Raw genomic sequence first — 17100 nt, 5'->3', positions numbered from 1 at the left:
GACCGTGGAGACGGACGAACATGAGCGACTTCAACACCCTCGAACTGCTGACCGACCCCCGTGGTTTTGCCACGCTGTGGCTCAGCCGTGAAGAAAAGAACAACGCCTTCAATGCCGAGATGATCCGCGAACTGATCCTCGCCCTCGACAAAGTCGCGAGTGACGCTAGCCTGCGGTTTCTGATCGTGCGCGGTCGCGGCAAGCATTTCAGCGCCGGCGCCGACCTGGCCTGGATGCAGCAATCGGCCGAGCTCGATTACGCCACCAACCTCGATGACGCCCGGGAACTGGCGGAGTTGATGTACAACCTGGCCAAACTGAAAGTTCCGACCCTGGCGGTGGTGCAAGGCGCAGCCTTTGGTGGCGCGCTGGGCCTGATCAGTTGCTGCGACATGGCCATCGGCGCCGATGACGCACAGTTCTGCCTGTCGGAAGTGCGCATCGGCCTGGCGCCGGCGGTCATCAGCCCGTTCGTGGTGCAAGCCATCGGCGAGCGCGCGACCCGTCGTTATGCCTTGACCGCCGAGCGCTTCGGCGGGCAACGGGCACGGGAAATCGGTTTGTTGTCCGAGAGCTATCCACTCGCTGAGCTGGAGCAAAAAATCGAACAGTGGATCGACAATCTGCTGCTCAATAGTCCGGCGGCAATGCGCGCCAGCAAGGACCTGTTGCGCGAAGTCGGCGACGGCTCACTGACCCCGGCATTGCGCCGCTACACCGAAAACGCCATCGCCCGCATCCGTGTCAGCCCCGAAGGCCAGGAAGGCCTGCGCGCCTTCCTGCAAAAACGTCCGCCGAACTGGCAAGCACAAACCACCAAGGAGCCCCGTTGATGAGCGCACCTGTCCTCACCACCCTGCTGGTGGCCAACCGTGGCGAAATCGCTTGCCGGGTGATGCGTACCGCCAAGGCCCTGGGCCTGACCACCGTGGCCGTGCACAGCGCCACCGACCGTGACGCCCGGCACAGCCGCGAAGCTGACATTCGGGTCGACCTCGGTGGCAGCAAAGCCGCCGACAGCTATCTGCAGATCGACAAACTGATCGCCGCCGCCAAGGCCAGCGGCGCCCAGGCGATTCACCCCGGCTATGGCTTTTTATCCGAGAACGCCGGGTTCGCCCGCGCCATCGAAAACGCCGGCCTGATATTCCTCGGCCCACCCGCCTCGGCCATCGACGCCATGGGCAGTAAATCCGCCGCCAAGGCCTTGATGGAAACCGCTGGCGTGCCACTGGTGCCCGGTTATCACGGCGAAGCCCAGGACCTGGAAACCTTCCGCACCGCCTGCGAACGCATCGGCTACCCGGTGCTGCTCAAGGCCACCGCGGGTGGTGGCGGCAAAGGCATGAAAGTGGTCGAGGACGTCAGCCAACTGGCCGAAGCCCTGGCCTCGGCCCAGCGTGAGGCGCAATCGTCGTTCGGCGACTCGCGGATGCTGGTGGAGAAATACCTGCTCAAGCCACGTCATGTGGAAATCCAGGTGTTCGCCGACCAACACGGCAACTGCCTGTACCTCAACGAACGTGACTGCTCGATTCAGCGCCGCCATCAGAAAGTCGTCGAAGAAGCCCCGGCGCCAGGCCTGAGCCCGGAGTTGCGGCGTGCCATGGGTGAAGCCGCCGTGCGTTCGGCCCAGGCCATCGGTTATGTCGGTGCCGGCACCGTGGAGTTTCTGCTGGATGCGCGCGGCGAATTCTTCTTCATGGAGATGAACACCCGCCTGCAGGTCGAACACCCGGTCACCGAAGCCATCACCGGCCTCGACCTGGTGGCCTGGCAGATTCGCGTGGCACGCGGCGAAGCGTTGCCGATGACTCAGGACCAGGTCCCGCTGGTGGGCCACGCGATCGAAGTGCGGCTGTATGCCGAAGACCCGGGCAATGATTTCCTGCCGGCGACCGGTCGTCTGGAGCTGTATCGCGAATCCGCCCAAGGGCCGGGGCGTCGAGTGGACAGTGGCGTTGAAGAAGGCGACGAGATCTCGCCGTTCTACGACCCGATGCTCGGCAAGTTGATTGCCTGGGGCGAGGATCGTGAACAGGCGCGTTTGCGCCTGCTGAGCATGCTCGACGAATTCGCCATTGGCGGGTTGAAGACCAACATCAATTTCCTGCGGCGCATCATCGGCCATCCGGCATTTGCCGCAGCCGAACTGGATACCGGCTTCATTCCGCGCTATCAGGAACAGTTACTGCCGGCGCCTGCGGAACTCAGCGATGATTTCTGGCAGGCCGCCGCCCAGGCGTTTGCCCAGAGCCAGCCGCCTGCAACCCGCGCCGATGACCCGAGCTCGCCGTGGGCGACGGTTAACGGGCTGCGTGCTGGTTTGCCGAGAGAGATTACCCTGCACCTGAGTTGCGAAGGCCAGGATCGCGCATTGACCCTGGGCGATCCCAAGGCCCGCGACGCCCAACTCAAGGGCGAACAGCTACTGACCGAGCACGACGGCGTGCGACGCCAGCATCGGGCGATTCGCCGTGGTGATTTTGTCTACCTGCAATGGGAAGGTGAACTGCGCCGCATCGAGTCCTACGACCCGATCACCGCCGTTGAAGCCAGCCACAGCCATCACGGCGGACTGACCGCCCCCATGAACGGCAGCATCGTCCGCGTGTTGGTGGAGGCCGGGCAATCGGTCGAAGCCGGGGCGCAATTGGTGGTACTTGAAGCGATGAAGATGGAGCACAGCATCCGCGCGCCCCATGCCGGGGTGATCAAGGCGCTGTATTGCCAGGAAGGCGAGATGGTCAGCGAAGGCAGTGCGCTGGTCGAACTGGAAGAAGCGTGAAATGAAGATCGGTCCTACGCATCGCGAGGACCGATCCGATCAGAACCTGGCTGTTGCCTGAACCACTACACCGATTATTCGACATTCTTCGGTGTACAAGGCTTTCGGATACGTCGGATTGAGCGGGACCAGATAACGCTGCCCGCCCTCTTCGATGAGCTTACGGAACGTGGCTTCGGCGCTGTCCGGCCACTGGGCAATGACCAGTTTGCCAGGCTCGGCGTCCACCGCCGGGTCCACCAGGATCAGCATGCCTTCCGGGATGCTGATGCCATTGGGTGCGGTCATCGCATCGCCTGCCACTCTCAACCAGAATGCCGGCCCCCGGGCGTGGTAATCGGACAGTTCAAAGTGCCCTTTTCCATACACCGCAACCTCGCCGTCGCGCACTTCGGCAGGTTCGCGCCAGTCACTGACCGGGTAGCGAAAGTACGGGTTGTACTTCTGTGTCAGGGGGATTTCGTCATCCGTTGACGCCTGCGGTTCCCGGATCACCAGCGCCACTTCGAGAAACTCGAGGCCCAGCGCCCGCAGCACACGGTTCATGTCTTCGATGCCGGGTTCACGACGTTTATTGAGCCAGTGGCCAATGCCGCCCTGGGACATCCCGAGGCGCTCGGCGAGTATCTCTTGAGTGATTTTGAGTTCACTCATCTTGGCCTTGACCAATTCAATCCATTTATCCATGTGCGGCACGATACGTGGGCGACTCCGGCCAGCAAAACACAAAATGTAGTATTTAAATTATCGTCACAAATACAGTTCGTATTAGGATCGATTCACGGATCTGAATCTAACACGGAGCTTGCCATCGCCATGAACCAACCCACCAATGACCTGCCGGACATGCAAATCGACACCACTTTCACTTCGCCCCTGGGCTCAGCGGCGGCACAACGCGCGCTGGACTATTACTTGAAACCAGCTATTTCGGAGGAAGTGGCCGAGCCGCGTTTTTTTGATGTGAACCGCAATATCAGCGGCGAAGAGGCGCTGGTCCATGCTTTGGACCTGTTGCGCTGTGCTGCCGCCACTGCGTACGAGTCAGCCAATCACCTGCAAGGCGCCAATCGCGACCTGGCGTTTTCGACGGTGCACATGATCGACATGGCCAAGGCGATGGTCGATCGATCACTGGAGAAGTATGAAAACGGTTGAGATGAGAAGGCAAATCGAGAGGACAGGAAAGAATTTTCCTGTCGTGCAGGTAAAAACGCTTGACCCGCAAACGAGAATGATTATTATTGCATCAACTGATCGCGAGATCAGTCGATGGACCAGGTGACCTTAGGTCGGTCTCCCGGACTATCTCCTCATCAGGCTAATCACGGTTTTTGACCCGGCTTTTTGCCGGGTCTTTTTTTTGCCCGTTTTCTGGCTTTGGCTTCAGGCTAATGAAGTCTTTGGGGGTCGCAAATTCGATGCGCGCGGATGATATCAAAAGAATGCCGATTGGCAAGAGAAGCCCGGCATCATGGGTTGAAACCAGCGACAGATAGCACTTGAGAATCAATCGCACAGTCTCTAAGCTGCGACGGCGTCAAGGAGGACGCCCCCCACCTCTGCACCCCGCAATTTCCCTCGGTTTCACCCCACTCTTGCGTGTAAAGTAGCCGCCATAAAAAATCATATTCAGGATCCGATTATGGCCGTGGCTAAATCCTCTTTCGACATCAGTGCCAACTTCGACAGCGGCAACATCCAAGTCATCGACATCAGCGATCCGCTCAAACCGCTTCTGGCCATTCGCCCGGACACCCGCAGTGCCCATTTCCAGTGGTTTCACTTCAAGGCCAGCGGCCTGCATGTCGGCCAGGAGCACTGGTTTCGCCTGAACAATGCCAGCCAATCCTCCTATAACAAGGCCTGGACCGGTTATCAGGCGGTGGCGTCCTACGATCACGTCAACTGGTTCCGCGTACCCACCATTTTCGAAGGCGACTGCCTGCGTTTCAGCCTCGAAGCCGAGCAGACCCATGCCTGGTTCGCCTACTTCGAACCCTACAGCCGTGGCCGCCACGACTGGCTGGTCGAGCAGGCGCTGACCAAGGCCGGCACCGAACTGCTGGCCACCGGCAAGAGTGTCGAAGGTCGCGACATCCAGTTACTGCGCAAAGGTACCGGCGCCGAAGGCCAGCGCAAAGTGTGGATCATCGCCCAGCAACATCCGGGTGAACACATGGCCGAGTGGTTCATGGAAGGCGTGATCGAGCGCCTGGAAAAGCACGACGACCCGGTGCTGAACAAACTGCTGGCCAGCGCTGACCTGTACCTGGTGCCGAACATGAACCCGGATGGCGCTTTCCACGGTCACCTGCGCACCAACGCCATGGGCCAGGACCTGAACCGCGCCTGGCAGAACGCCAGCCAGGAGACCAGCCCGGAAGTCCTTTTCGTACAGCAGCAGATGGAAAAGTACGGCGTCGATATGTTCCTCGATGCTCACGGTGATGAGGAAATTCCTCACGTGTTCACCGCTGGTTGCGAAGGTAATCCAGGCTACACGCCACGGATCGAAAAGCTTGAAGAGCACTTCCGCAGCCACCTGAAGCACACCACCAAAGACTTCCAGACCAAGTACGGCTACACCCGCGACGAGCCGGGCCAGGCCAACATGACGCTGGCCTGCAACAGCGTGGGTCAGAAGTACGACTGCCTGTCGCTGACCCTGGAAATGCCGTTCAAGGATCACGACGATCATCCGAATCCGTTGACCGGGTGGTCGGGCAAGCGGTCGAAGCAGTTGGGGAAGGATGTGTTGACAACAGTGGCGGATGTCGTAGCGAGCTTACGCTAGTTGGTTTAACGGTGACATGAACTGACAAGGTCATGTCACCCTCCTGAGCTTTACGGCGTTGTAACGACGGAATTGCTCGGCGGTGAAACCAATTCAACAAAGCTGACAGCCTTAACGAAGTACAGTGCCTCCCCTGAAATATTGGTTGCGGTAAACGTTAACGCCGTACTGTCTCCAATTTTTTTTGGCAGCGGGCTCCCAATACTTTTCACGCTGTATATTTCATATCGAACTGCTTTAGGCGATGCGCTCCAGCTAAAGGTAATCGTGCTAGTGGTTGAGCCCACTTTGGCAAGGTTTTCTGGCGCGGTTGGTGGGGATTGGGGTGGAGCGTAAGAGGATAGTCGCACAGCATTTTCGCGCCAGACACGCGCTGTATCGGCGGTTACAGCATTCCCTAACGGCAAACCATACTGATCGATGACGGCCGGTGTCGAATAGTAAAGTGAATTTGGGCCACTACATAAGATACTTCGCGATTTTCCATTAAAATATCCAAAACGATAGTTATTCACGCCGTTAACGTTGCAGTGATTACTGCCCGCATTGTGGCCAATCTCATGAGCGAATGTCGAAGCGCTACTAGATACACCGATAGCAGAACCACCAGGCGTCCATCCCCATCCGATTGCCCCTCCTGGCACAATATAAGCAAAATTGCCGTACGTAACGTCTGGCTCAAACTTGGCCATACCCTCGGCAAAAATTGTACGTATTTTCCCGAGGGTTTCAGTTGTAATGGGGTAATCATCTTCAACTATCTGAATACCAACCAGTCTCAATGAAACGTTGTCCACCAAGGAGTTGCGCAACATAATATTGACCAACTCTATCTTGGCCAACGCATCAGCATGCGCATCTCCCCCCGCTCTAATAACCCCTGCCTTGGAATACCCCATCAACACATCGACAACATAGTGTTCTGCTTTGGTTGAACCCACAGGTTCGGTGGCGTTTTTTTCATTCGGATTGGGGACAGCGTCCTCTATATCGGTATTAACCCCAGGCTCAGGAGTGAAATTACTTGCACCCTTACTATCAACGTGTAAAGAACCGAATAGTCCCGGCCTATTAATCAATGCCATCAAGCTTCCATCAGACGAACGCACCGTTACCAGCGAACCCTCGGACTTATCCGGCATCCGCAACTTACCGCTCTCAACGGTGTAACCACCAATGACCTTGGAACTCGAACGTTCGAAAACCGCCGGCGCAATCAAATCCGCATACAACTCTGCAGTCGATTTACTCGCAACATTCTCGACAACCCGGCTTTTCGGTTCCACGGAATCAGTCGTCGGTGGATGTGCACAAGCACCGAGTAACACAGCCAAACACACTAACGACAGCCCGGAAAAAGCGCGTCGCATGGAACCCACACCTGCAGTCTTGAACATGGTTCGTCTCCCTGAATGGCACGATCAGTGCTGTTCGACTGGCCCCGCTCGGGACCACTGCAGTCTTTGAGCATTGAACGTGCTTTTTCAGATCAGCGAAACTGTCAGAGTTGACAGGTGGATAGATGATCGCTGTGTGACAAAAGCCAAATCGCAATCCAGCGAGATCACTCTCGATCCTTACCCCGCAACATGCTGTCCAGCACCTCATCGCGGCGCACCCAGCCGTGAAACAACGCGGCCGCCAAATGCAGCAACACGGTCAGAAACAGCAAATACGCCAGATACCCATGCGCCTTGCGCAAAAACGCAAACACCTGTGCATTGGCCGGCACAATCGACGGTAATTGCAGCGAGCTGCTGAGCATCACCGGTTCGCCAGAGGCCGAAATCATCGCCCAGCCCAGCAGCGGCAAAACCAGCATCAATGCATACAACAAGACATGCGAGGCCTTGGCCGCGAGAACTTGCACACCCGGCATGTCCGCCGGCAGAGGTGGTTGCGTGGTGGAGAAACGCACCACCAGGCGCACGATCACCAACAGCAAGATCGCGACGCCCAAGGGTTTGTGCAGATGAATCAGCCATTCATGCCGTTCGGACACCGAGGCGACCATACCCGCGCCGATAAACAGCATGGCGATAATCATCAGCGCCATCAGCCAGTGCAGCAGGCGCGCCAGCGGGGCGAAGTGGTTCGGTTGAGTGCTCATTGCTGGGCCTCCTGTTTGGCGGCGGGCAACTGGCTGACTTCGCTGGTGCGACGCAGGTAGGAATTGGCGTAACCGGCTGAACGAGCGGCGAGCAGCGGGTCTTCGGAACCTTCGATCCCTGCAGGCAACACCAGAGGATCGTAATTGATGTCACGGCATTCGCCGTTGAGTTGCGGCTGAGTCTTTTCAAGCACCAGAGTGCCAGCATTCAACACCTTGCGCCCTTCGGGCCAGGCCTTGCTGGCGTCGTTGACCGGATCGCCGGGGTTGGCCAGGGTGATGTTCAACTGCCAGCGCAACGGGCCGGCGGCGATTCGCTGAATCAGGTCTTTCTCCAGGAAATCATTGCCCTCCGGTACCGTGCCCCCCGGTGCGTCCTGGGCCAGTGGCACCATGTTCCAGCGCACGGCCTGGCGTTGGCCGGCCGCGTTGACCAGGTAGAACGCATTGACGCTGTTGTAGTTTTCGGTCACGTAACTGGCCGACGGCTTGGCGGTTTTGATCCAGGCCCGGAACGGTGCGGCTTCCGGGTGCGAAGCAAAAAACGCCGATACCGTGTTGGGGTCCGGTTTGCCGGTGGCCGGGTCTGGCGACTGGGCTTTTTGCAATTGATAGAACGCCTCGGGCGTGCCCACCGGGAACACCGGCATGCTGTTCATCCCGGTACGCCACTGCTGGCCGTTGGCCTGAGTGAAGCGCAAGGCCATGCTGCGGATCGGCGCGGCACTGTCCGGCGCGTTTGGGTTACCGGCCCCCAAGGCGAAACGCCCCACCACCGGTGTCCGTGCTTCGTTGAACACTTGAGCGGTGGAATAGCTGCGCGCTTCAAGGCTGCTCTCGAAATGCCCGATCACGCACACGCCTTTGGAATGGTTGCGACGGAAACCCGGATGCACGCCGTTGTTGGCTTCCAGCACGTTGATCAGTTTTTTCGGGGTCAGGCGTTGTGGGTCCAGGGTGCCGTTGACGTAGGCAAATGCCCCAGCCACTGCGGCAACGACCACGGCAATGCCAGCCAGACGCAATGTCACGCTCGCCGCACTCAAGGGTGGTCGGGGTGGCGGTGATGATCGATCTACCATGAAAGACTCCAGGGCCATCGGCCACAAGTGAGAAGAATCAAGCAGACGAACCGCACGCAGGTTTATTCCCACATGCGGTGTTTATTTTTTCTGACGTGGAATAACCTCCGGTTTCGGACGTCTTCCTAGTCCCAAGCGTAGCGACTAGTCAGAACTTCATGAACGATATCGACGAACAACTGAGGGAAATCATTCCCCGATTGCGACGGTTTGCCGTGTCGTTGACGCGCAACACCAGCAGCGCTGACGACCTAGTGCAGGCGAGCCTGGAGCGGGCATTGTCGGGTTGGAGCGGTAAACGTGCCGAGGGCGACTTGCGCGCCTGGCTGTTCTCGATCGTCTATCGGCAGTTTCTCGATGCGCACCGCCGCTCCCGGCGCTATGCGCGAATACTCGAATTCTTCACCGGGCGTGACGATGCCCAGCCCTCGGTGGAGCGCACCGTTATCGCTCAATCGACCCTCAGCGCTTTCGATCAACTGCCCACCGAGCAACGCGCGCTGCTGCTCTGGGTGTCAGTGGAAGGCCTGAGCTACAAAGAGGTCGCCGGGATTCTCGACGTCCCCATCGGCACCGTGATGTCCCGCCTGTCCCGGGCTCGCCAGGCCCTGCGCCAACTCAGTGATGGCGAAATCAACCGCCCTTCCCTGCGGAGACTCAAATGATCAGCATGCCCCCGAGCGAACGTGACCTGCACGCTTTCGTCGACCACCAACTAAGCGACGCCGACCGACGCCTGGTTGAGACTTTTCTGGCGAGCAATCCGCAAATGTCCGCGCAAGTGCGCGCCTGGCAACTGGACGCCCAGCAACTGCGCGCGGCCCTCAGTGGCGCCTTGCAGCAACCGGTCAATCCGAACCTCGATCCAGCCGTGATTCGCCAACACCTGAAACGCCAGTCCCGTCGGCATCTGGCCAGCGCGGCGGTGCTGTTGATCGCGGTCAGCGTCGGCGGTTTCAGCGGTTGGCAAGCACGGGAAATGACCCTGGTCAGCGCCCCGGCACCGATGGCCGACGCTATGCAGGCCTATCGTCTGATTGCCCAGCAAGGCATCCTGCCGGCCGATTACAAAGTCGGCGCGGACGGCGATATGCAAGGCTGGCTCGACCGTTACTTCACTCAGGCCAATCGCCTGCCCGACCTTTCGGATGCCGGTTTCAAACCGATCAGCGGGCGCCTGCTGAGCACCGAGCAAGGCCCGGCGGCGATGGTGGTCTACGAGAACCAGGGCGGGCAGAAAGTCAGTTTCTATCTGCGCCCGCCTGGACCGAAAAACTACATGTTGCCGAGGGGCAGTCGCAGTGATGGCGAGTTGCAGGCCGAATACTGGTCCGGTGGCGGCTACAACTATGCGATGGTCAGCCCGGCGGACACGGCGGCGGCACGGATGCTCAAACAGACCACCCAGTTCTGACAGATCAAAAGATCGCAGCCTGCGGCAGCTCCTGCAGATGTACACATGAACCTGTAGGAGCTGCCGCAGGCTGCGATCTTTTCATCCCTGCCCAAACACCTGCGAAGGCCGGCGCAGTAGCGGGTCGAACGGATTGATCCGCGGCCCGATCAGCGCCGCTTCGCGCTTGAGCATGTCCACCACCGTCGGCAGGCGATCCGGGCCCAATCGGTCACTCACGGTCGCCACACTCAACGCCGCCACCGCGCGACCTTCACGATCGAGAATTGGCACGGCCACCCCGGCCATGCCCTGCAGCACGCCGGTATTGCGCCCGGCGTACCCCAGGGCGCGCACGTTGTCGACTTCCGAGCGCAGGAACACCTCGTCATACAGGTGGAAGTCTTTCAGGCGTGGCAAGTTGTAATGGATGACGGTGTCGCGCTCCTCCTCCGGCAGGAACGCCAGAATCGCCAGGCTGCCCTGCCCCACGCCAAGCGCTACACGCCCGCCGATATCCCCAGTAAAGGTGCGGATCGGGAACGGCCCTTCGCTGCGGTCCAGACAGATCGCATCAAAGCCGCAGCGCGCCAGCAAAAACAACGAATCACCCAGCGACGCCGAGAGTCTCAGCAGCGCCGGCCGTGCCAGTTCGCGCAAGTTTCCGGTGTTGCCCGCACGAGCCGCCAGAGCGAAAAAATCCAGGCTCAGGCGATAGCGTTTACTGCGCGCATCCTGCTCGACCATGCCCTCGTCCATCAGGCTGCGCAGCAACCGGTGCGTGGTCGGTTGCGATAAACCGATGCGCTGCGCCAGTTGCGTCACCCGCTCGCCGCCCTCGACGGTATCCCCCAGTGTTCGCAGTACCGCAAACAATCTTGAAACGGCGCCGACACCGACTTCATTCTTGTTTTCATTCCGCTCAATGGAATCTTGCATCTAATTTTCCGTACATTAATTTACTGATCGAATAAAACTTAAAATAGTCATCGCCTCAGTGAAATAGGCCATTGAGCCCATCCTAGTCTTCGTCCTACTCTGCGTCCAGACAGGGGCGATTCGAACAACAGCGGCAGCCGACTCAAGTCGAGCGCCACGCACCCCGGCAACATCTTTTCGTATCTGCCCATACAAAAAAGCGCGCCTGCGGGTGACGCATAACAATCTCAGGTGGAGCGCAGTCATGGCTTTTGTGCAACTTGAAAAACTCTGCAAACGCTACGGCGAAATCGACGCCGTCGTCGCCACCGACCTCTCGGTCGAGAAAGGTGAATTCGTGTCCTTGCTCGGCCCCTCGGGGTGCGGCAAGACCACCACCCTGCAAATGATTGCCGGTTTCGTCGAAGTCACCAGCGGGCGCATCGTGCTCGATGGCCGCGACATCACCCACGCCAAACCCGCCAGCCGCGGTTTGGGGGTGGTGTTCCAGAGCTACGCGCTGTTCCCGCACATGACCGTCAAGGACAACGTCGCCTTCGGCCTGCGCATGCGCAGGGTGCCGAACGCTGATATCCAGCAGCGAGTCGACAGGGTACTGAAACTGGTGCGCCTGAATCAGCACGCCGAGCGTTACCCGCGGGAGCTTTCCGGTGGTCAGCGCCAGCGCGTCGCCCTGGCCCGCGCCCTGGTGATTCAGCCGCCGGTGCTTTTGCTGGATGAACCACTGTCCAATCTCGACGCCAATCTGCGCGAAGAGATGCAATTCGAGATCCGCCGCATCCAGCGCGAAGTTGCAATTACCACGCTGATGGTCACCCACGACCAGTCGGAAGCGCTGTCCATCAGCGACCGTGTCGTGGTGATGCAGGCCGGGCGCATCACCCAGATCGACGCGCCCTACACCCTCTACGAACACCCGCGCACCGAGTTCATATCCGGATTCGTCGGCAAGGCCAATCTGCTGCCCGGCGAGCGCAATGGTGCCGGTATGGTTCAGGTGTGCAGTGTTGGCAATGGCGATCTGACCCTGAGCCTGCGGCCGGAAAAAATCGATCTGCGCGATGCTGGCCACGGTCGTTTGCAAGGCAAGATCGTCAGTCGGTTTTTCCTCGGCAGCCAATGGCTATACGGCGTCGAGACAAGCCTGGGCGAACTCTGCGTGGTGCGCCGCAACGATGGCTCGGCACCCTTGAACGAAGGCACTGCAGTCGGTCTGGACTGGGACGCGGCGCTGCTGCGAGTGCTGAGTGTCGACGAGGTGCCAGCATGAGTACGCTCACCGCCACCCGCCAGGGACGCCAGGGGTATTGGCTGTCTGCACCGGCCCTGGCCTTGTACCTCTGCTTGTTGATCATCCCGCTGGGATTGACCCTGGTGCTGTCGTTCAACGTTTTCGACTACAGCTCGGGGATCAACGGCGACGCCTACACCGTCGAGCACTACAGCAACCTGCTGGGCGATCCGTATTTCTACGAGATCTTTCTGCGCACCCTGTGGATCAGCGCCCTGACCACTTTGCTCTGCGTGCTGATCGGCGTGCCCGAGGCCTACATCCTCAGTCGCATGGGCACCCCCTGGCGCTCGATTTTCCTGATTCTGATCCTCACTCCGCTGCTGATTTCGGTGGTGGTGCGCGCCTTCGGCTGGAGCCTGTTGCTCGGCGCCGACGGCCTGGTCAACCAGACCCTGCAAGCCCTCGGCGGCTCGCCGATGAAGCTGCTCTACACGCCGTTCGCGGTGGTGATTGCGCTGGTCCACGTGATGCTGCCGTTCATGATCATTCCGGTCTGGACCTCGCTGCAGAAACTCGATCCCGCCGCCGAACAAGCCGCGCAGTCGCTGGGCGCCAGTCACTTCACGGTGATTCGCCAGGTCGTGCTGCCACAGGTCATGCCGGGTGTGTTGTCCGGCACATTGATCGTGTTTGGCCTCGCCGCCAGTTCTTTCGCGATTCCCGGTCTGCTCGGCGGTCGCCGGCTGAAGATGGTTGCTACGCTGATCTACGACCAGTACCTGTCGGAACTCAATTGGCCCATGGGCGCGACTATTGCCGTGGCTCTGCTGCTCATCAACCTGCTGATCATGCTGTCGTGGAATCGCATGATCGAAGGCCGCTACAAGAAGTCATTGGGATAATTCGTCATGTCCAGGAACGGTCCTTTCGCCCTGCTGTTTCATACCCTGGTGGTGTTGTTCATGATGGCGCCGCTGGTGGTGGTTTGCCTCGTGGCCTTCACCCCGGAAAACACCCTGAGCCTGCCAACCACGGAGTTCTCTCTACGCTGGTTTCGCGCGGTGTTCGAGCGTGCCGACTTTGTCGATGCGTTCTACAACAGCCTGATCCTGGCGTTCAGTGCCGCCACCCTGGCGACGCTGATCGCTGTGCCCGCCGCGCTGGCGATCACCCGATTCGAGTTTCCCGGTCGAGACTTTCTCAACGGTCTGTTTCTGTCGCCGATCATCATTCCGCACCTGGTACTCGGTGTGGCGTTGCTGCGCCTGTTTGCGTTGCTGGGTGTCAATGGCAGCTTCGTCTGGCTGATCTTCGCCCACGTACTGGTGATTACACCGTATGTGCTGCGTCTGGTGCTGGCCTCGGCCATTGGCCTGGATCGCAGCGCCGAACACGCCGCGCAATCCCTGGGCGCCGGGCGCTTCACGCTGTTCCGCCAGATCACCCTGCCGATGATTCTGCCGGGGGTGGCCGGTGGCTGGTTGCTGGCGTTCATCAACAGTTTCGACGAAGTCACGCTGTCGATTTTCGTCACCTCGCCGGCCACACAAACCCTGCCGGTGCGCATGTACGTGTACGCCACTGAATCCATCGATCCGATGATGGCGGCGGTGTCGGCACTGGTGATTGCGCTGACCGCGCTGACGATGATTCTGCTTGATCGGGTCTACGGCCTGGATCGGGTGCTGGTGGGTAAACAATGAGGGCGCCATGGCTCTGCTGAAACGACTGGCCGAAGCTGACCGCCCGGCCCTGGACTTTACCCTCGACGGCCATCCTGCCAGCGGTTTGCTCGGCGATACCGTGCTGACCGCCGTGCTGACTTGCAGCGAACACCTGCGCGGCAGCGACTTCAGCGCCGAACCCCGCGCCGGCTTCTGCCTGATGGGGGCCTGTCAGGATTGCTGGGTGCGACTGGGCGATGGCCGCCGGGTGCGCGCCTGCTCGACGCTGCTCGAAGCCGGGCAGCAGGTTTGCCGTGAACCGGGGCGTTTGGCATGAACACGAATTTCACCTGCAAAACTCAGTTTCTCTGTGGAGGCGGGCTTGCTCGCGAACGCAATCTTCCAGCCGCCAGTGATGTTGTCTGTGCTGCCGTCTTCGCGGGCAAGTCGAATCGTCGCACCGCCGCTCCCACAGGGGATCTGCGTCGGACACGGAGAATAGGGTCGCCCCAATCGAATGTGGGAGCGGGCTTGCTCGCGAAGGGGCCCTTACATGCCCCACAAGCTGCCCAGACAAATCTGCTCCCGACAGAATTCAACCGATGAGGTGCGCATGAAATCCGTAATCATCGTCGGTGCCGGTCCGGCGGGCATTCGTGCGGCACAAACGCTGGTTGCCCATGGCGTGCGTCCGGTGCTGCTGGACGAAGCCGCACGCGGCGGCGGGCAGATTTATCGGCGTCAACCGGCCAACTTCAAACGATCGCCGGTCAAGCTGTATGGCTTCGAAGCACGCAAAGCCAATGCGCTGCATCAGACGATTGACGCACTGCGCGAACAAATCGATTACCGCCCCGAAACCCTGGTGTGGAATGCCGAAGACGGCGCCCTCGACACCTTGCAGAACGGCCGCGCCGCACGCTTGGAGTTCTCCCGGGTGATCGTCGCCACCGGCGCCACCGACCGGATTCTGCCCGTACCGGGCTGGACATTGCCGGGGGTCTACAGCCTCGGCGCGGCGCAAATCGCCTTGAAGTTCCAGGGCTGCGCCATCGGCGAACGCGTGGTGTTCGCCGGCAGCGGCCCGTTGCTGTACCTGGTCGCCTATCAATACGCCAAGGCTGGGGCCAACGTGGTCGCGGTGCTCGACAGCTCACCCTTCAGCGCACAGGCCCGAGCCCTGCCCGGCCTGCTGGCGCAACCGTCCACGTTGGCCAAAGGCATTTATTACCGCAGTTGGCTGACCGCGCACGGCATCCCTGTGCATCAAGGTGCGACCCTGGCAACCATCGACGGCGAGCAACGCGTGCAATCGCTGCGCTGGTCCAACGCCAAGGGCAACCACTCACTCGACTGCGATGCGGTGGCCTTCGCTCACGGCCTGCGCAGTGAAACCCAACTGGCCGATCTGCTCGGCTGTGAATTCGCCTGGAACCCGCTCAATCGCGCCTGGTTACCGAAGCGTGACCGTGCGGGCCGCAGCAGTGTCGCCGAGGTTTATCTGGCGGGCGACGGCGCCGGCATCATGGGTGCGGACGCGGCGGAAATGGCCGGTGAACGCGCCGCATTGGCGGTGCTCGAAGACATGGGTCATCGGATTCCGCCGCAGCGCCCTGCCCAGTTGGAACAACGCCTGGAACGCATTGGCGAATTTCGCCAGGGTCTCGAACGCGCCTTTACATTTCCCGACAACTGGGCCGCTGGTCTCGCCAATGACGTGATGGTCTGTCGCTGTGAAGAAGTACGCGCCGGGGATATTCGCGACGTGGTGCGCGAAGGTCATTGGGAAATCAACCGGGTAAAGGCTCATTGTCGTGTCGGCATGGGGCGTTGCCAGGGGCGGATGTGCGGTGCCGCAGCAGCAGAAATCATTGCCTGCCAGAGCCAGCGCGCCGTGTCCGATATCGGCCGGTTGCGCGCCCAGGCACCGATCAAACCACTGCCGTTTGGCCTGGAGATCGAGCTTTGAACGAAGTCGATGCAGTCATCATTGGCGGTGGCATTGTCGGTGCAAGCGCCGCCCTGTTTCTCAGTCGGGCCGGCCGGCGCGTGGCGCTGCTGGAACGGGATTTTTGCGGCTCGCATTCCAGCGGCGTGAACTACGGCGGCGTGCGGCGTCAGGGTCGTCCCCTGGCGCAATTGCCGCTGTCGCAAAAGGCCCACGAAATCTGGGCGCAGTTGCCACAACTGATCGGCATCGACGGCGAATACCAGCGTAGCGGTCACCTCAAACTGGCCCGCAGCCTCAACGATCTGCAAGCCCTGCAGGACTACGCCGATAGCAGTCGGGGGTTCGGTCTCGATCTGCAAGTGCTCGACCGAGCCCAATTGCGCGCACGTTTTCCGTGGGTTGGAGACGTGGCGACAGGCGCGTCCTATTGCCCGGACGATGGCCACGCCAACCCGCGTCTGGTGTCTCCGGCGTTCGCTCGGGCGGCGCGGCAACAGAGCGCGCAGGTTTACGAACAATGCGCGGTGAGCGCTGTAGAACATGACGGACAACGATTTCGTGTGCGTACGCAAACTGGCCTGGAATGGCGTGCCCCCTGGCTGTTGAACTGCGCCGGAGCCTGGGCCGGCAGCCTGGCCACGCAATTCGGCGAGCCGGTGCCGATGCATTCAGGTCACCCGGCGATGCTGGTCACCGAACCGTTGCCGCTGGTGATGGATGCCAGCACCGGCGTCGAGGGCGGTGGCATTTATGCCCGTCAGGTTACCCGGGGAAATTGCGTACTGGGCGGCGGCCAAGGCTTTGCCCTCGACGAGGCCCGCGCCCGCCCCGGTCAAAGCGCCGTGCTGGAAATACTCCGCCAGGCCGTCGAGCTCTACCCGTTTCTGGAAGGTGCCCAGGCGATTCGTACCTGGAGCGGCACCGAAGGTTATCTGCCCGATCGCCAACCGGTGATCGGCCACAGTGGTACCCAACCCGGTCTGTTGCACGCGTTCGGCTTTGCCGGCGCCGGTTTCCAGATCGGTCCCGCGGTGGGCCAGGCGCTCACCGAAATCATCTGTAGCGGCGCGTCAAAGACGTCGCTGGATGCGTTTTCCATCACCCGGTTTCACTCCATCTCCGTAGCTTGATAGAGGAAGGTC

Annotated in this window: 17 protein-coding genes; 12 read left to right on the top strand and 5 right to left on the bottom strand. The window is 60.3% G+C overall.

Annotation, left to right across the window (positions count from 1 at the left end; all coding sequences use genetic code 11):
- The first annotated feature begins 20 nt into the window (after positions 1–20).
- Complete coding sequence (locus AC3IT6_RS10040) at positions 21–833, top strand: gamma-carboxygeranoyl-CoA hydratase (RefSeq protein WP_489355164.1); 813 nt, start codon at positions 21–23, stop codon at positions 831–833.
- Positions 833–2788, top strand: coding sequence for an acetyl/propionyl/methylcrotonyl-CoA carboxylase subunit alpha (locus AC3IT6_RS10035; RefSeq protein ID WP_489355162.1), 1956 nt, complete (start codon positions 833–835; stop codon positions 2786–2788). Before AC3IT6_RS10040 ends, AC3IT6_RS10035 begins: the two co-directional genes overlap by 1 nt.
- 39 nt (positions 2789–2827) lie before the next feature.
- Here AC3IT6_RS10035 and AC3IT6_RS10030 read toward each other — a convergent pair whose 3' ends face one another.
- Positions 2828–3475: a LexA family protein gene (locus AC3IT6_RS10030; protein WP_489355160.1), complete on the bottom strand. Its 648-nt coding sequence runs from the start codon at positions 3473–3475 to the stop codon at positions 2828–2830.
- Between the two features lie 129 nt (positions 3476–3604).
- On the opposite strand from AC3IT6_RS10030, the gene AC3IT6_RS10025 reads away from it, so the two are divergent.
- Entirely contained in the window at positions 3605–3946 is a 342-nt protein-coding gene (locus tag AC3IT6_RS10025) for a DUF6124 family protein (RefSeq protein ID WP_150725904.1), read from the top strand.
- 487 nt (positions 3947–4433) lie between these two features.
- Positions 4434–5585 (top strand): M14 family metallopeptidase, encoded by a 1152-nt coding sequence (locus AC3IT6_RS10020; RefSeq protein WP_489355157.1) that lies wholly within the window; start codon positions 4434–4436, stop codon positions 5583–5585.
- Between the two features lie 50 nt (positions 5586–5635).
- Here AC3IT6_RS10020 and AC3IT6_RS10015 read toward each other — a convergent pair whose 3' ends face one another.
- The 3 genes from AC3IT6_RS10015 to AC3IT6_RS10005 form a co-directional block, all read right to left on the bottom strand.
- Entirely contained in the window at positions 5636–6982 is a 1347-nt protein-coding gene (locus AC3IT6_RS10015) for a hypothetical protein (RefSeq protein ID WP_489355155.1), read from the bottom strand.
- Positions 6983–7149: 167 nt separating this feature from the next.
- Positions 7150–7695: a cytochrome b gene (locus AC3IT6_RS10010; protein ID WP_489355153.1), complete on the bottom strand. Its 546-nt coding sequence runs from the start codon at positions 7693–7695 to the stop codon at positions 7150–7152.
- Positions 7692–8777 (bottom strand): catalase family peroxidase, encoded by a 1086-nt coding sequence (locus AC3IT6_RS10005; RefSeq protein WP_489355151.1) that lies wholly within the window; start codon positions 8775–8777, stop codon positions 7692–7694. The genes AC3IT6_RS10010 and AC3IT6_RS10005 overlap by 4 nt, the downstream gene beginning before the upstream one ends.
- 158 nt (positions 8778–8935) lie before the next feature.
- On the opposite strand from AC3IT6_RS10005, the gene AC3IT6_RS10000 reads away from it, so the two are divergent.
- Both AC3IT6_RS10000 and AC3IT6_RS09995 read left to right on the top strand, forming a co-directional pair.
- A complete protein-coding gene (locus AC3IT6_RS10000; RefSeq protein WP_489355149.1) occupies positions 8936–9442 on the top strand; it encodes an RNA polymerase sigma factor in 507 nt (168 codons plus the stop codon).
- Entirely contained in the window at positions 9439–10191 is a 753-nt protein-coding gene (locus AC3IT6_RS09995; protein ID WP_489355147.1) for an anti-sigma factor family protein, read from the top strand. Before AC3IT6_RS10000 ends, AC3IT6_RS09995 begins: the two co-directional genes overlap by 4 nt.
- A gap of 81 nt (positions 10192–10272) precedes the next feature.
- Here the strand turns inward: AC3IT6_RS09995 and AC3IT6_RS09990 are convergent, their stop codons facing one another.
- Entirely contained in the window at positions 10273–11109 is an 837-nt protein-coding gene (locus tag AC3IT6_RS09990) for an IclR family transcriptional regulator (RefSeq protein ID WP_108219100.1), read from the bottom strand.
- Positions 11110–11353: 244 nt separating this feature from the next.
- Between AC3IT6_RS09990 and AC3IT6_RS09985 the strand changes: the two genes are divergently transcribed.
- From AC3IT6_RS09985 to AC3IT6_RS09960, 6 genes are all read left to right on the top strand, one after another.
- Positions 11354–12379 carry an ABC transporter ATP-binding protein gene (locus AC3IT6_RS09985; RefSeq protein ID WP_489355144.1) on the top strand — a complete coding sequence of 342 codons (1026 nt, stop codon included), beginning with the start codon at positions 11354–11356 and terminating at the stop codon, positions 12377–12379.
- Positions 12376–13245 carry an ABC transporter permease gene (locus AC3IT6_RS09980; protein ID WP_489355142.1) on the top strand — a complete coding sequence of 290 codons (870 nt, stop codon included), beginning with the start codon at positions 12376–12378 and terminating at the stop codon, positions 13243–13245. The genes AC3IT6_RS09985 and AC3IT6_RS09980 overlap by 4 nt, the downstream gene beginning before the upstream one ends.
- Positions 13246–13251: 6 nt before the next feature.
- The gene (locus tag AC3IT6_RS09975; RefSeq protein WP_108219103.1) at positions 13252–14046 is read left to right on the top strand and encodes an ABC transporter permease; all 795 of its coding nucleotides are present in this window, start codon (positions 13252–13254) and stop codon (positions 14044–14046) included.
- 7 nt (positions 14047–14053) lie between these two features.
- Entirely contained in the window at positions 14054–14344 is a 291-nt protein-coding gene (locus AC3IT6_RS09970) for a (2Fe-2S)-binding protein (RefSeq protein ID WP_458371014.1), read from the top strand.
- A gap of 276 nt (positions 14345–14620) precedes the next feature.
- Positions 14621–15976, top strand: coding sequence for an FAD/NAD(P)-dependent oxidoreductase (locus tag AC3IT6_RS09965; RefSeq protein ID WP_489355139.1), 1356 nt, complete (start codon positions 14621–14623; stop codon positions 15974–15976).
- On the top strand, positions 15973–17088 hold the full coding sequence (locus AC3IT6_RS09960) for an NAD(P)/FAD-dependent oxidoreductase (RefSeq protein WP_489355137.1): 1116 nt from the start codon (positions 15973–15975) through the stop codon (positions 17086–17088). The genes AC3IT6_RS09965 and AC3IT6_RS09960 overlap by 4 nt, the downstream gene beginning before the upstream one ends.
- Positions 17089–17100 lie beyond the last annotated feature (12 nt).

It is taken from the genome of Pseudomonas sp. KH_017 (assembly GCF_057840285.1).
The sequence above is the reverse complement of the archived record's forward strand: the minus strand, read 5'-3'. Positions and strand labels throughout refer to the sequence as shown.